Source organism: Dechloromonas hortensis (assembly GCF_009469765.1).
In the GTDB taxonomy this organism is placed as follows: domain Bacteria; phylum Pseudomonadota; class Gammaproteobacteria; order Burkholderiales; family Rhodocyclaceae; genus Azonexus; species Azonexus hortensis.
Genome location: NZ_SSSQ01000004.1, coordinates 136,661 through 151,933, shown reverse-complemented (window position 1 = coordinate 151,933; position 15,273 = coordinate 136,661). Strand labels below are relative to the sequence as shown.

Here is a 15,273-nt window from a genome sequence, read left to right as displayed (position 1 = left end):
CATGGCGATCAAACACTTTCTCCAATTCAAGGATTTCACACGTGCCGAGCTCGAATATGTTTTCGAACGGACGCAGTGGATCAAGAACCAGTTCAAGTCCTACCAGAAGTATTGGCCGCTTTCCGACCGGACGCTGGTGATGATTTTCGAGAAGGCCAGCACGCGTACGCGGCTGTCCTTCGAAGCTGGCATGCAGCAACTGGGCGGCTCGGCAATTTACCTGAATACCCGCGACTCCCAGTTGGGGCGCGGCGAGCCGGTCGAGGACGCGGCGCAGGTCATTTCCCGGATGAGCGATATCGTGATGATCCGCACTTTCGAGCAGGAAATCATCGAGCGCTTTGCCGCCAATTCCCGCGTCCCGGTGATCAATGGCCTGACCAACGAATACCACCCGTGCCAGATCCTGGCCGATATCTACACCTATATCGAGCATCGCGGCAGCATTCAGGGCGAGACGGTGGCCTGGGTGGGCGATGCCAACAATATGTGCAATACCTGGCTGCAGGCTGCCCAAGTCCTTGACTTCAAGGTGCATGTATCGACGCCGCCGGGCTATGAATTGCAGCCGGAACTGATCGCCGGGGTCGATGCCGGGCATTTCCAGGTCTTTGCCGACCCGATGGAGGCCTGTCGCGGCGCCGACCTGGTGACCACCGACGTCTGGACGTCGATGGGCTTCGAGGCCGAGAACGAAGCGCGCATCAAGGCTTTTGCCGACTGGTGCGTCGATGGCGAGATGATGCTGGCCGCCAATGCTGGCGCGCTGTTCATGCATTGCCTGCCGGCTCACCGCGGCGAGGAAGTGACTGCCGAGGTGATCGACGGGCCGCAGTCGGTGGTTTGGGACGAGGCCGAGAATCGCCTGCATGTGCAGAAGGCGTTGATGGAATATTTGCTGTTGGGCCGCATTCAGGGTTGAACGGCAGGATTAAACGAAACAAGGGAACAGAAATGAGCGACGTTAAAAAAGTAGTGCTGGCTTATTCCGGCGGTCTCGATACCTCCGTGATCCTCAAGTGGCTGCAGGACACCTATCAGTGCGAAGTGGTGACCTTCACCGCCGACCTCGGCCAAGGCGAAGAGCTTGAGCCGGCGCGCGCCAAGGCGCTGCAGTTCGGCATCAAGCCGGAAAATATCTTCATCGACGACCTGCGCGAAGAGTTCGTCCGTGACTTCGTCTTCCCGATGTTCCGCTGCAACACCGTCTATGAAGGCGAATATCTGCTCGGCACCTCGATTGCCCGTCCGTTGATCGCCAAGCGCTTGATCGATATCACCAATCAGACCGGCGCCGATGCCATCTCGCACGGTGCGACCGGCAAGGGCAACGATCAGGTTCGCTTCGAACTCGGTGCCTACGCGCTGAAGCCGGGCGTCAAGGTCATTGCGCCATGGCGCGAATGGGACCTGCTGTCCCGCGAAAAGCTGCTGGCTTATGCCGAAAAGCACGGCATCCCGGTCGAGATGAAGCACAAGCAGGGCGGTTCGCCGTACTCGATGGACGCCAATCTTCTGCACATCTCCTACGAAGGTCGCCATCTCGAAAACCCGGCCGCCGAGGCCGAAGAGTCGATGTGGCGCTGGACGGTTTCCCCGGAAGCCGCGCCGGACCAGGCCGAGTATCTGGATATCGAATACGAGAAGGGTGACATTGTTGCCCTCAACGGCCAGCGCCTGTCGCCGGCCACGGTCCTGTCCACGCTGAACCAACTGGGTGGCAAGCACGGCATCGGCCGTCTGGATCTGGTTGAAAACCGTTACGTCGGCATGAAGTCGCGCGGTTGCTACGAAACCCCGGGCGGCACCATCATGCTGCGCGCCCACCGGGCCATCGAATCGATCTGTCTCGACCGTGAGGTCGCGCATCTCAAGGATGACCTGATGCCGCGCTACGCCAGCCTGGTGTACAACGGTTACTGGTGGAGCCCGGAGCGCATCGCGCTGCAGACCCTGATCGACCACACCCAGGGCTGTGTGAACGGTTCGGTGCGCCTCAAGCTGTACAAGGGCAACGTGATTGTCGTCGGCCGCGACTCGAAGACCGATTCGCTGTTCGATTCGACCATCGCCACCTTCGAGGACGATGCCGGTGCTTACGACCAGAAGGATGCGGCTGGCTTTATCAAGCTCAACGCATTGCGCATGCGCATCGCGGCCAATCTGCGCGCCAAGAAGGGGCAGGCTTAAGCGATGGATGGCGGCACCATTTTCGGTTTCAACGAAGAACAGATCGCGGACTTTTTCTCGACCTGGGGTGTCGCGGCTTTCATCATCTTCATGCTTTTCATCATTGGCGAGATCGCCTGGAAGTCGAAAGCCGGCAAGACGGGCACCTTCGTGCTCTTCTTCGTACTGGCCTTCGGCATGGTCGGCTTCATCGCCAAATCAGTCATTCAGAAAATCTGGGGTATTTAAATGTCGCAATACGACAACGTTTCCGTGGTCAAGAAGGCCAATGTTTACTTCGATGGCAAGTGCGTCAGCCACACCGTGGTCCTGGCTGACGGCACCAAGAAGACGGTCGGCGTGATCCTGCCGTCCAGCCTGACCTTCAATACCGGTGCGCCGGAAATCATGGAAGGCGTCGGCGGTTCCTGCCGCGTCAAGCTGAAGGGCGAGTCCGAATGGACGACCTGGGGCGAAGGCCAGTCCTTCAACGTGCCGGGCAATTCCTCCTTCGAGATTTCGGTCGCTGAAGGCGAGGCCTATCACTACGTCTGCCACTTCGGCTGACCAGTAAAAGCCCGGCGCTTGGCCGGGCTGCGTTGCTGGCGCTCGCCGTACTTTTTCGTACTGCCTTCGCGCCAGCGCCTTGCCCGGTCTGCGCGTCGGGCTTTTAATCAAGGAGTTTTCTATGCCGAGCTTTGACTTCACCTCCGAAGCGGACATGGTGGCGTTGAAGAACGCCATCGACGTCACCGCACGCCAGATCGACAACCGTTACGACTTCAAAGGCACGACGGCCAAGGTCGAATTGAACGAGAAGGACAAGGTCATCACCCTGTGGGGCGATTCAGACTTCCAGCTCGACCAGATCAAGGATCTTCTTTTTCCTGCAATGGAGAAGAAGGAGAAGGAGAGCGTTAAGCGCCTCGATCACCAGAAGGTGATCAGCGTCTCCGGCAACAAGGTCAAGCAGGAAATGAAGATCAAGGATGGTATCGACAGCGATCTGGCGAAGAAAATCGTCAAGCTGGTCAAGGATGGCAAGCTCAAGGTGCAGGCTTCGATCCAGGGCGATACCGTACGCGTCCAGGGGGCCAAACGTGACGATCTGCAGGCATGTATCTCCTTGATTACCAAGTCGATTACCGATTTTCCTGTCAAGTACGGGAATTTCCGCGACTAAGGCGATTGCTGCGGTCGACGCCTGAAAACAGGCAAAAACCGGGCAGAAATCCTGCCCGGTTTTTCGTTGACGCGATGTCTTTTCCGCTTAGCGCCGCAATCCTTCGATCCAGACCGTGTAAAGCTGCTCGGATAACTGGCGCATGGTCGGTAGGCGCTCGCCAATCTCGGCCAGCATGAGCTGCGGAGTTTGCACGCTGGCCTGATCAGCCACGGCAATGGCTTCATCGGCCCATTGCTCACACCAGGTGGCGATCATTTCCGGAGTCATTTCAACATGACATTGCATGCCGAGATGCGGGCCGAGCGCAAACATCTGGTTGGTGCAATGCGTGTTGCCAAAAAGATGCTGGGCGCCCGGCGGGATGCTAAAGGTTTCGCCGTGCCACTGGAACACCGTACCCGAACTACCGGCGAACGAGCCCAGCCAGTGACGGGCTGTTGCATTCTCTTCGCCGTTGGCTTCGCCCCAGCCAATTTCCTTGACCGGATTTCTGGTGACTGTGCCGCCCAGGGCTTTGCTCATCAACTGGCCGCCCAGGCAGTGGCCGATGACCGGGATGTCATTCTCGACGGCGTCGCGGATCAGGGCGCATACCGGTTCGATCCAGGACAGTGGGTCATTCACACTCATTGGGCCACCCATGAAACAGAGGCCGGAGAACTGCTCGCTCGCAGCGGGAACCGCTGCTCCCTCGTCCAGCGCGACCAGTGTCCAGCTGATCCCGTGCTGTTCAAGGAATGTGGCAAAATAGCCTGGACCTTCAGTCGGAGAGTGGCGAAAAATGGCAACAGGGCGCATGGTGTTCGGAATGTCCGCAAGAATGACGTCGAATTTTACGATGCTCTGCGGGCTGTGCCTATTCGCCGGTTTTGCTTCAGCACAGGATGTCGGGCTGGCCGGTGTGATGGGCAGCAAGGCCATGTTGATGATCAACGGTGGCGAACCGCAGGCGGTTGCTGTCGGCCAGAGCCTCGATGGCGTGCGTGTCGTCTCGGTCACCAGCGAGCAGGCCGTTATCGAGATTGGCGGCAAGAAACGCCCGTTGCGCGTTGGCCAGCATGCGGTTGGCGCTCCGGCAGCCGACGGTTCCGGCAAGATCGTGATGACGGCAGATGCGCAGGGGCACTTTTATACGACCGGCAACATCAATGGCGCCTCGGTGCGTTTTATCGTCGATACCGGAGCTTCGATGATATCGTTGGGCGCTGCCGATGCCCGCCGGATCGGCCTCGATTTCAACCGTGGGCAGAAGGCGGTCAGCCAGACCGCCAACGGCCAGGCGGTGGTCAGCAAGATACAGCTTGATACGGTCCGGATTGGTGATATCACCTTGCACAATGTTGATGCGCTGATTCATCAGAATGACATGCCGATGGCTTTGCTCGGCATGAGCTTTCTCAACCGGATGGAAATGCAGCGTGACGGCAGCACCATGACACTTAAAAAGCGATTCTAGGAGAGAGAAAATGCCCCAACGTGACCAGGAAATAGCGCTACTGCGCGGAGAGCTCGAGATGTTGATGAACGAGCGGCAATCGATATTGCGCGTGGTCGGTGCCTCCGCCGCGCTGATCGCCTCGCTCGATAGCAAACGACTGCCGGTCGGTGCCGTCGAGGCGGCCGATATGGTGGCCACCTCGATCAACTGTCTTTCCGAAGAAACCTTGCAGGATGCCCTATCTGCGGTGAATGCCGAGATCGAGGAGGATTTGCCGGCGGCATGACTCTCGATATTGAACGCCTGCGGGCGAGTCTTTTGCGCGAGCCCTCAGCGGGGCACTTCGTGCAGGAAGATGGTCTCGAAGATCAACCGCTAACCCCTGCCGCCGTGCTCTTCCCGATCGTTATGCGAGAAGAGGGGCAGACCGTTTTGCTGACCCAGCGGACGGCGCATTTACGGGATCATGCCGGGCAAATCAGTTTTCCCGGGGGGCGGGTCGAGGCCGATGATCCGTCGCCGATCCACACGGCCTTGCGGGAGACGGAAGAGGAGATCGGCCTGTCGCGCGAGCGCATCGATGTCCTTGGCTTCCTGCCGGAATATCGCACCGGTACCGGTTTTCGCGTGACGCCGGTGGTCGCCCTGGTACGGCCGCCATTCGAACTGGCTATCGATCCCTTCGAGGTGGCTGAGGCATTTGAAGTGCCGCTGGCCTTCCTGCTCGACCCGCTTAATCACAAACGTCACTCACTGCATTACCGTGGTGCCTTGCGCCATTTTTTTGCAATGCCCTATGGTGATTACTTTATCTGGGGGGCGACGGCTGGCATGATTCGCTCGCTGAGCGAGCGCCTTGGCCTCCATGCCGCTTGAGCTTGTGGTATGGTGACGTTTTAGTACAAGAATATAAGCCGAATCCGGCAATTCTCGGCCCCCCATGAGTCTTCTCTCGCTGATTGCGGTTTTCCTCATCGAGCAGCTGCAACCCCTGCATTACCGCCGCATTGTGGCGGAGCCGCTTTCCGCCTGGGCGGATTTCATCGAGTCCCGCCTGAATGCCGGTGAATATCGGCACGGTGTCATTGCCTGGTGTGTCGCGGCGTTGCTACCGGTCTTGTTGCTGGCCGGGCTCTATGCCTTTCTTTATTCGCTGAATCCCTTGCTCGGCTGGGCGTTGAACGTTGGCGCGCTCTACCTGACGATGGGTTTTCGGCAGTTCAGTCATCATTACACCGAAATTCAGCTTGCCCTGCGCTTGGGCGACTTGCCGCGAGCCCGGGCTTTACTCAGTGAGTGGCAGGGGCGTTCGGCTGAAGGACTGGGCTCCCAGGATATCGCACGCTTGTCGATCGAGCAGGCGCTGGCTGCGTCGCACCGCCACGTCTTTGCCGTGCTGCTCTGGTTTGTTTTGTTGCCCGGGCCCTGTGGCGCCGTGCTCTATCGCATTTCAGCGGTGGTTTATGAACGCTGGCGGACTCGTGATGCGGCGGAGCAGAATAATTTCTCCGCATTTTCTCGCCATATTTTCGGTATGATCGATTGGCTGCCTCTTCGCGTAACCGCCTCGGCCTTTGCCATCGTTGGCGATTTCGAGGATGCGGTCTATTGCTGGCGGACCCAGGCCGACCAGTGGCCGGACCGCGATCTTGGCATCGTTCTGGCCAGTGGGGCTGGTGCGCTTGGCGTACAACTGGGCATGCCGCTGGTCGATGGTGTCGAAGTGACCGATCGTGCGGCCTTGGGGCTGGGTGATCCAGCAGATGTCGATTTCATGCAGAGCGCCGTCGGACTCGTCTGGCGAGCCACGGTGCTGTGGATGGTGTTGCTGTTTTTGTTGGGGCTCGCCAGTCTGGTGGGCTGAACAATACTTATCAGGAGGTTTCACATGAGCAGAGATGTTGTCGTTCTGAGCGCAGTCCGTTCCCCGATTGGTTCTTTTGGTGGTTCCCTCGCCGATTTCGAGTCCACTGAACTGGCCGGCATCGTCATGAAAGAGGCCATCGCCCGCTCCGGTGTCGATCCCCAGGCCATCAACTACGTCACCGTCGGCACCACCATGCCGACCGACTCCCGCTACGCCTACGTTTCCCGCGTTGCTTCCATTCAGGCAGGCCTGTCGATGGATTCCGTCGCCATGCAAGTTAGCCGTCTGTGCGCCTCCGGCCTGCAGGGCATCGTCACCACCGCCCAGAACATCATGCTGAACGATGCCGACTACGGTATCGGCGGTGGTGTCGAAGTCATGTCCAAGGCCGCCTACCTGCTGCCGGCGCTGCGTTCCGGCGCTCGCATGGGTGACACCAAGGCCGTCGACTCCATGGTTGCCGTGCTGACCGACCCGTTCGGCGTTGGCCACATGGGCATTACCGCTGAAAACCTGGCGGCCAAGCACGGCATTACCCGTGAAGCCCAGGATGCCTTCGCTGTCGAATCGCAGCGTCGCGCCGCGGCCGCCATCGAAGCCGGTCACTTCAAGTCGCAGATCGTGCCGATCGTCAAGCAGACCCGCAAGGGCGACGTGGTGTTCGACACCGACGAATACGTCAAGGCCGGCACCACGCTGGAAGGCCTGGCCAAGATGAAGCCGGCTTTCAAGAAGGACGGTACCGTTACCGCCGGTAACGCTTCCGGCATCAACGACGGTGCTGCCTTCTTCGTGCTGGCGGCAGCCGATGTTGCGGCCAAGGCCGGTCACAAGGCCCGTGCCCGCATCGCCGGTTATGCCGTTGCCGGCGTGCCGAACGATGTCATGGGTGAAGGCCCGGTACCGGCCACCAAGCTGGCGCTGAAGAAGGCCGGCCTGACCCTGGACCAGATGGATGTCATCGAATCCAATGAAGCCTTCGCGGCCCAGGCCCTGTCCGTTTCCAAGCTGCTCGGCCTGGATCCGGCCAAGACCAACCCGAACGGTGGCGCCATTGCCCTCGGTCACCCGGTCGGCTGCTCCGGTGCCTTCATCGCCACCAAGGCTCTGTACGAACTTGAGCGCATCGGCGGCAAGTACGCTCTCGTCACCATGTGTATCGGTGGCGGCCAGGGTATTGCCGTGATTCTCGAACGCGCCTGATCGTTAAGCCCTTCAGTTGCACTGAAAGCCCACCGGAGCGATCCGGTGGGCTTTTTTATTTGCACCACATTGACCGATTCTGCACTGATATGGTGCGACCTTGTTTGGTGCAAGGTTTCAATCCACTGATTTATCATGGGTTTTGCCGGTGGCATGGAAACTGCTGAAATCCTGGTGAGAGCATCCCTCAGCGACGAGTCCACTATGAACTTCTATAACGAAATGATGGACGCCAACGGCGGCGTCCGCGCTCACTACCAGCGTTACGATGACTGGCTAAAATCGACGCCTCACGAGCGCATAGCGCGCAAGCGGGCGGAGGCCGATCTGGCCTTTCACCGGGTGGGTATCACCTTTGCGGTCTATGGCGAGGAGGCGGGCAAGGAGCGCTTGATCCCGTTCGATATCGTTCCGCGCATCATTCCCTCGGCTGAGTGGAAGGCGTTGCAATCGGGCCTGCGCCAGCGCGTCAAGGCGCTGAACATGTTCCTGCACGACATTTATCACGATCAGGAAATTCTCAAGGCGGGAATAATTCCGGCCGAGCAGGTACTCAATAACGCCCAGTACCGTCCCGTGATGAAAGGTGTCGATGTGCCGGGCGGGATCTATGCGCATATTGCCGGGGTCGACGTGGTGCGGGCCGGGGAGGGCGAGTTCTATGTCCTGGAGGACAATCTGCGGGTTCCGTCCGGCGTTTCCTACATGCTGGAAGATCGCAAGATGATGATGCGGCTGTTCCCCGAGTTGTTCGCCAAGCACAAGGTGGCGCCGGTCCAGCATTACCCGGACCTGTTGCTGGAAAAGTTGCGCGCCGTGGCGCCGAAGGGGGTCAGCAATCCGACTGTGGTCGTCCTGACGCCGGGGGCCTACAACAGCGCCTATTTCGAACATACCTTCCTGGCCCAGCAGATGGGCGTGGAACTGGTCGAAGGCCGCGATCTCTTCGTCAAGAATGAAGTCGTTTACATGCAGACGACGCAGGGGCCGCAGCGGGTGGATGTGATCTATCGCCGGATCGACGACGATTTTCTCGATCCGCAGGCTTTCCGTCCGGATTCGGCGCTCGGCGTGCCGGGCATCCTGAAAGCCTACCAGGCGGGCAATGTGACGCTGGCTAATGCCATCGGCACCGGCGTCGCCGACGACAAGTCGATCTACCCCTACGTACCGGAGATGATCCGTTTCTACCTGGGCGAAGAGCCGAAACTGAACAATGTGCCGACCTACATGTGTCGCAAGAAGGATGACCTCGACTATGTGCTGGCCCATTTGCCGGAACTGGTCGTCAAGGAGGTGCATGGTGCCGGTGGCTACGGCATGCTGGTCGGGCCGGCGGCGACCAAGGAGCAGATCGAGCATTTCCGCCAGTTGCTGCTCGCCAAGCCGGATGGCTATATCGCCCAGCCGACGCTGGCGCTGTCGAATTGCCCGACCTTCGTCGAAGAAGGCATCGCGCCACGTCACCTTGATCTGCGGCCCTTCGTGCTGTCGTCGGGCGATTGCGTCAATATGGTGCCGGGTGGCCTGACCCGGGTGGCCTTGACCAAAGGCTCGCTGGTCGTCAATTCGTCGCAGGGCGGCGGTACCAAAGATACTTGGGTTCTGGAGGATTAAGAGATGCTTTCGCGTACAGCCGACCACCTGTTCTGGATGTCCCGCTATATCGAGCGGGCTGAAAACCTTGCCCGCCTGCTCGATGTGACCTGGCAGATGTCGATGGTGCCGCAGTCGGAAGATGCGGCCAACCAGAACTGGCATGCCATCATTACCCTGAACAGCCTCGATGAAGCGTTTGCCGCCAAGTATCCTGCGGTCAACGCCGAAAATGTGCTGCGTTTCATGGTCAGTGATGCCGACAACTATTCCTCGATCTATAGCTGCCTGCGCCTGGCCCGAGAAAATGCCCACGCCGTGCGTGGCACGATCACCACGGAAATGTGGGAGACGCTGAACTTCACCTGGCTGGAAGCGCGGGACAAGAGTTTCGAGCAGATCCTGAATGCCGGTATCGGCGAGTTCTTCGAGTGGGTCAAGATGCGCTCCTCGCTGTCGCGCGGCACGACGCTCGGTACGCTGCTGCAGGATGAGTCCTATCACTTCATCCGGCTCGGCACCTTGCTCGAACGGGCCGACAATACGGCGCGCATTCTCGACGTCAAATACCACGTGCTGCGTCCGCATGGCGATGAAGGGGCGACCGACTTCTACCAGTGGGGGGCCTTGCTCCGTTCAGTTTCGGCTTTCGAGGTGTACCGCAAGGCCTACCGTGACGTCATCACGCCGGAGCGGGTCGCCGAGTTGCTGATCCTGCGCAACGACATGCCGCGTTCGCTGCATTTCTGCATGAACGGCGTGGTCAAGAATCTCGATTTGATCGCCAACCGCCATTCCGGCGAAACCCAGCGCCAGGCCGGGCTGCTGCATGCCCAGCTGCACTACGCCCGGGTCGAGGATATCCTGGCGCAAGGCCTGCACGAATGGCTGACCGACTTCATGGATCGCATCTACATTCTCGGCGACGGCATCAGCAAGGATTTTCTCGTGCCGCTGGCCGAAGCGGCCTGAGTTTTTCCCCGGCCACCGAGTGTGGCCGGGCGTTGCCGGTAAGGGTTGGAGCGTCCTGGGCTTGGCGGTATGCTGCACGGGTTCGCAACGCCTCAATCTTTTCCGGAGCCGCCCATGTCCCGTCTGTTGCCTGCTGTCGATCCCGAAGGTCTGCTTGAATATTCGGTGGTGTACACCGACCGCGCCCTGAATCACATGTCGCAGTCCTTTCAGGGCGTGATGCGCGACATTTCACGCATCCTGAAACAGGTTTATCACGCCGAGGCGGCGATTGTCGTGCCGGGTAGCGGCACCTTCGGCATGGAGGCGGTGGCGCGCCAGTTTGCCACCGACCGCAAATGCCTGGTGATCCGCAACGGCTGGTTCAGTTTCCGCTGGACGCAGATTTTCGAGATGGGGCGGATTCCTTCCGAATGTATCGTCCTCAAGGCACGGCGTCTGAGCGATGCCAGGCAGGCCCCCTTTGCGCCACCGCCGGTCGACGAGGTGGTGGCGACCATTTTGCGCGAGAAGCCGGCGGTGGTTTTCGCCCCCCATGTCGAGACGGCTTCCGGCATGATCCTGCCCGAAAGCTATCTGCGTGCCGTCGGCGAAGCGGTACGGGCGGTCGACGGCCTGTTCGTGCTCGATTGCATCGCCTCGGGGGCGATCTGGGTAGATATGCAGGCAGCCGGCGTCGATGTCCTGATCAGCGCCCCCCAGAAAGGCTGGAGCGCTTCCCCGTGCGGCGCCCTGGTCATGCTCGGCGAGCGGGCGCTGGCGCGTATCGAGACGACGACCAGTACCAGCTTTGCCTGCGATCTGCGCAAATGGCTGCAGATCATGCAGGCCTATGAAAATGGCGGTCATGCCTACCATGCCACGATGCCGACCGATGCTTTGGCCCGCTTGCGCGACACGATGCTGGAAATGGAAGCCTACGGCTTCGCGAAAATTCGCGAGGAACAGCAGGCCTTGGGCGATCAGGTGCGGGCACTGCTCGCCAGCCGGGGCTTTCCCAGCGTGGCCGCGATGGGTTTCGAGGCGCCTGGCGTGGTGGTCAGTTACACCGACGACCCGGAAATCCACTCCAGCAAGAAATTCATCGGCCTCGGCCTGCAAACGGCGGCCGGCGTGCCGCTGCAATGCGACGAACCGGCTGATTACCGCAGCTTCCGGATCGGCCTGTTCGGACTGGACAAGCTGCACAACCGCGAACGGACGGTCGACCATCTGGCGACGGCGCTGGCCAAGCTGAACTAGTGGATTAGGGCTGGGCACTGTTCTGGTGCAAGCCTTTCGGGGGCGGGCGTTTTACTGGTGCGTCATGTCAGTGTAATCGCCCGCATCCGCACCAAAGGGGGCTTCTTGGGGCTGGTTCGCGTCTTGCTTTGATCCTTGCAGTCCATTTGCCCGGAGCCGACCCGTGTCCATCCATGTTGCCCTGAACCATGTTACGCATTACAGCTACGATCGCCTGATCAATCTCGGACCGCAGGTCATCCGCCTGCGCCCCTGTCCGCATTCGCGGACGCGCATTCTTTCCTACTCGCTCAAGGTCGGGCCGGAAAAGCATTTCATCAACTGGCAGCAGGATCCACAGGGCAATTACCTGGCCCGCCTGGTCTTTCCGGAAAAGACCCGCGAATTCCGTGTCGAGGTCGACTTGGTCGCCGAGATGTCGGTCATCAACCCGTTCGACTTCTTCCTCGAGCCGCATGCCGAGAAGATTCCTTTCGCCTACGAGGCCGGTGAGCGCCACGAACTGGCGCCTTACCTCTACAAGGTCAATTACGGCCCGGCGTTCGACAAGTACGTTGCCGGCATTTCGCGCGAACCGGTGCGCAGCGTCGATTTCCTGGTCGCGATCAATGCCCAGGTGCAGCGCGACATCGGCTACACCATCCGGATGGAACCGGGCGTCCAGACACCGGAAGAAACGCTGACCAAGCGCTCAGGTTCCTGCCGCGATTCTGCCTGGCTGCTGGTGCAGGTGCTGCGCCATCTTGGCTTGGCGGCGCGTTTCGTTTCCGGCTATTTGATCCAGTTGACCGCCGACGTCAAATCGCTCGACGGCCCGTCCGGCCCGGAGGCCGATTTCACCGACCTGCATGCGTGGACCGAGGTCTATCTGCCGGGTGCCGGCTGGATCGGTCTCGATCCGACTTCCGGCCTTTTTGCCGGTGAGGGTCACATCCCGCTGGCCTGCACGCCGGAACCCTCGTCGGCCGCGCCGATCAGTGGCGGCATCGACGAATGCGAAACCGAATTCAGCCATCACATGGGCGTTTCGCGGATCTGGGAAGCGCCGCGCGTCACCAAGCCCTATACCGACGCGCAGTGGCTGGAAATCGAAAACCTCGGCCACCAGATCGACGGCACCTTGCAGAAACTCGATGTCCGCCTGACCCAGGGCGGCGAGCCGACCTTCGTTGCGGTCGACGATCCGGATGGGGCGGAATGGAATACTGCCGCCCTCGGCCCGACAAAACGATTGTTCGCTGCCGATCTGTTCCACCGCCTGCGCGAAAAATACGCGCCGAACGGCCTGATGCATTTCGGCCAGGGCAAGTGGTATCCCGGCGAACAACTTCCGCGCTGGTCGCTGAACTGCTTCTGGCGCAAGGATGGCGAGCCGATCTGGAATTCGCCGGCGCTGTACGCCAATGAAAGCATCGATTACGGCGTCACCGCCGAGCAGGCCGGCCATTTTCTGCGCCGCGTCGCCGAGCGCCTCGGCGTCACCGGTGAGCACGTCTTCCCGGCCTTCGAAGACGTCTATTACTACATGTGGCGCGAGCGCCGCCTGCCGGGCAACGTCGATCCCTTCGATTCGCGCGTGGACGATGCGCTGGAGCGCGAACGCCTGATGAAGGTGTTTACCCAGGGCATGACCCATACCATCGGCTACACGCTGCCGATCATGAAAAACCTCGCCGACCAGTGGCAGACCGGGCCGTGGTTCCTGCGTGCCGAGCGCTGTTACCTGTTCCCCGGCGATTCGGCGATGGGTTATCGCCTGCCGATCGACTCACAGCCGTGGACGGCGCAGAGCGACTATCCCTACGTCAATGTGCCGGACGCCGAAATGGCGACTGACCCACTGGCGACGCACGCCGAGTTGCGCGAGCGCGTCAATGCGGCGCGTGCTGCGCGCGGGCCGCAGATGCAGGACCGGCGTAGCAGTTCCGCTGCCGGCTTTGCCGAAGTGCATGGCAAGGGCCGGGCCTGGGAAAAGCCGAGCGATACCCGTCCCGGCTTCAAAGAATCCGCCGCCTGGATCACGCGCCTGGCGATGTGCGCCGAGCCGCGCGACGGCAAGCTCTACATCTTCATGCCGCCGACCGAGAAGCTCGACGATTACCTGGAAATCGTCGCTGCCGTCGAGTCGACCGCCGAGGAAATGAACCTGCCGGTGATCATGGAAGGCTACGAGCCGCCGTCCGATCCGCGCCTGACACATTTCCGCGTCACGCCCGACCCCGGCGTCATCGAAGTCAATATTCACCCGGCCAAGAGCTGGGACCAGCTGGTCGAGCAGACCACCCATCTTTACGACGCGGCCCATCTGACCCGCCTGACCACCGAGAAATTCATGGTGGACGGCCGTCACACCGGCACCGGCGGCGGCAACCACTTCGTGCTCGGCGGCGCGACGCCGAACGATTCGCCCTTCCTCCGTCGGCCGGACCTGCTGAAGAGCCTGATCGCCTACTGGCACAATCACCCGAGCCTGTCCTACCTATTCTCCGGCCTGTTCATCGGCCCGACCAGCCAGGCACCGCGCGTCGATGAAGCGCGCAACGATTCGCTGTACGAGCTGGAAATCGCCTTCAAGCAGATTCCGCCGCCGGGCGGAAATGTGCCGCCCTGGCTGGTCGACCGCATCCTGCGCAATCTGCTCACCGATGTCACCGGCAACACGCACCGTTCCGAGTTCTGCATCGACAAGCTCTATTCGCCGGACGGCCCGACCGGCCGTCTCGGCCTGCTCGAACTGCGCGCCTTCGAAATGCCGCCGCATGCCCGCATGTCGCTTGCCCAGCAACTGCTGCTGCGCGCCCTGATCGCCCGTTTCTGGCAGGAACCCTACGAGCCGGCCCGCCTGGCGCGCTGGGGCACCGAGCTGCACGACCGCTTCATGCTGCCTTTCTATGCCGAGCAGGATTTCAAGGACGTCATGGACGAAATGACGGCAGCCGGTTTCGCCTTCAAGGCCGAATGGTTCGCGCCGCACTTCGAATTCCGCTTCCCGAAATACGGCGATTTCGCCGTCAAGGGCATCGAGTTCGAACTGCGTCACGCCCTCGAACCCTGGCACGTCATGGGCGAGGAGGGCGGGGCCGGGACCACGGTGCGCTATGTCGATTCCTCGGTCGAGCGCGTCCAGGTCAAGGTCAAGGGCATGGCGCCGGATCGCTACGTGCTGACCTGCAATGGTGTCCCGGTGCCGCTGCAGAACACCGGCACCAACGGCGAGTTCGTCGCCGGCGTCCGCTATCGCGCCTGGCAGCCGGCTTCCTGTCTGCATCCGACGATCGGCGTCCATGCACCGTTGGTCTTCGACCTGGTCGATACCTGGATGCAGCGTTCGCTGGGCGGTTGCCAGTACCACGTGGCGCACCCGGGCGGGCGCAGTTTCGACACCTTCCCGGTCAATGCCTTCGAGGCCGAAAGCCGTCGTCTGGCCCGCTTCTTCCGCTTCGGCCATACCCCGGGCAAGATGCAGGTCCAGGCAGCGCAAATCAGCGCGGAACACCCGTTTACGCTAGACTTGCGCCGTTTCTAACCCCTTCTGACGTGGGTTGCGGCCTTCGGGCCGCAGGAAAAGGGCCGGAAACGGCCCGCCCGCGCTCTCTGACT

At 60.8% G+C, this 15,273-nt stretch carries 15 protein-coding genes; 14 read left to right on the top strand and 1 reads right to left on the bottom strand.

Annotation, left to right across the window (positions count from 1 at the left end):
* The first annotated feature begins 1 nt into the window (after window position 1).
* The 5 genes from argF to GH663_RS08860 all read left to right on the top strand — a co-directional run bounded on the left by argF (window position 2) and on the right by GH663_RS08860 (window position 3,352).
* A complete protein-coding gene (gene argF / locus GH663_RS08880; protein WP_153131294.1) occupies window positions 2-922 on the top strand; it encodes an ornithine carbamoyltransferase in 921 nt (306 codons plus the stop codon).
* A 32-nt stretch (window positions 923-954) separates the two neighbouring features.
* Entirely contained in the window at window positions 955-2,190 is a 1,236-nt protein-coding gene (locus GH663_RS08875) for an argininosuccinate synthase (protein ID WP_153131293.1), read from the top strand.
* Between the two features lie 3 nt (window positions 2,191-2,193).
* Window positions 2,194-2,418 carry a DUF2788 domain-containing protein gene (locus GH663_RS08870; RefSeq protein WP_066880686.1) on the top strand — a complete coding sequence of 75 codons (225 nt, stop codon included), beginning with the start codon at window positions 2,194-2,196 and terminating at the stop codon, window positions 2,416-2,418.
* Window positions 2,419-2,736 carry a pyrimidine/purine nucleoside phosphorylase gene (gene ppnP, locus GH663_RS08865; RefSeq protein WP_153131292.1) on the top strand — a complete coding sequence of 106 codons (318 nt, stop codon included), beginning with the start codon at window positions 2,419-2,421 and terminating at the stop codon, window positions 2,734-2,736. It begins immediately after the preceding gene.
* 121 nt (window positions 2,737-2,857) lie between these two features.
* Window positions 2,858-3,352 carry a YajQ family cyclic di-GMP-binding protein gene (locus GH663_RS08860; RefSeq protein WP_153131291.1) on the top strand — a complete coding sequence of 165 codons (495 nt, stop codon included), beginning with the start codon at window positions 2,858-2,860 and terminating at the stop codon, window positions 3,350-3,352.
* A gap of 87 nt (window positions 3,353-3,439) precedes the next feature.
* Here the strand turns inward: GH663_RS08860 and GH663_RS08855 are convergent, their stop codons facing one another.
* A complete protein-coding gene (locus GH663_RS08855) occupies window positions 3,440-4,153 on the bottom strand; it encodes a type 1 glutamine amidotransferase (RefSeq protein WP_153131290.1) in 714 nt (237 codons plus the stop codon).
* Here GH663_RS08855 and GH663_RS08850 point away from each other — a divergent pair.
* From GH663_RS08850 to GH663_RS08810, 9 genes are all read left to right on the top strand, one after another.
* Entirely contained in the window at window positions 4,137-4,811 is a 675-nt protein-coding gene (locus GH663_RS08850; RefSeq protein ID WP_246181540.1) for a retropepsin-like aspartic protease family protein, read from the top strand. The two genes, GH663_RS08855 and GH663_RS08850, sit on opposite strands and share 17 nt — an antisense overlap.
* Window positions 4,812-4,821: 10 nt before the next feature.
* Window positions 4,822-5,079, top strand: coding sequence for a hypothetical protein (locus tag GH663_RS08845; protein ID WP_066880676.1), 258 nt, complete (start codon window positions 4,822-4,824; stop codon window positions 5,077-5,079).
* On the top strand, window positions 5,076-5,669 hold the full coding sequence (locus GH663_RS08840; RefSeq protein WP_153131289.1) for a CoA pyrophosphatase: 594 nt from the start codon (window positions 5,076-5,078) through the stop codon (window positions 5,667-5,669). Before GH663_RS08845 ends, GH663_RS08840 begins: the two co-directional genes overlap by 4 nt.
* 64 nt (window positions 5,670-5,733) lie before the next feature.
* Complete coding sequence (locus tag GH663_RS08835) at window positions 5,734-6,657, top strand: CobD/CbiB family protein (RefSeq protein ID WP_066880672.1); 924 nt, start codon at window positions 5,734-5,736, stop codon at window positions 6,655-6,657.
* Window positions 6,658-6,681: 24 nt separating this feature from the next.
* Entirely contained in the window at window positions 6,682-7,863 is a 1,182-nt protein-coding gene (locus tag GH663_RS08830; RefSeq protein ID WP_153131288.1) for an acetyl-CoA C-acyltransferase family protein, read from the top strand.
* Between the two features lie 204 nt (window positions 7,864-8,067).
* Window positions 8,068-9,480, top strand: a complete 1,413-nt coding sequence (locus tag GH663_RS08825; RefSeq protein WP_153131287.1) for a circularly permuted type 2 ATP-grasp protein — start codon at window positions 8,068-8,070, stop codon at window positions 9,478-9,480.
* A 3-nt stretch (window positions 9,481-9,483) separates the two neighbouring features.
* On the top strand, window positions 9,484-10,431 hold the full coding sequence (locus GH663_RS08820) for an alpha-E domain-containing protein (RefSeq protein WP_066880668.1): 948 nt from the start codon (window positions 9,484-9,486) through the stop codon (window positions 10,429-10,431).
* Window positions 10,432-10,545: 114 nt separating this feature from the next.
* Window positions 10,546-11,673, top strand: coding sequence for an aminotransferase class V-fold PLP-dependent enzyme (locus tag GH663_RS08815; protein ID WP_153131286.1), 1,128 nt, complete (start codon window positions 10,546-10,548; stop codon window positions 11,671-11,673).
* A gap of 163 nt (window positions 11,674-11,836) precedes the next feature.
* Complete coding sequence (locus GH663_RS08810; RefSeq protein WP_153131285.1) at window positions 11,837-15,199, top strand: transglutaminase family protein; 3,363 nt, start codon at window positions 11,837-11,839, stop codon at window positions 15,197-15,199.
* The last annotated feature ends 74 nt before the right edge of the window (window positions 15,200-15,273 follow it).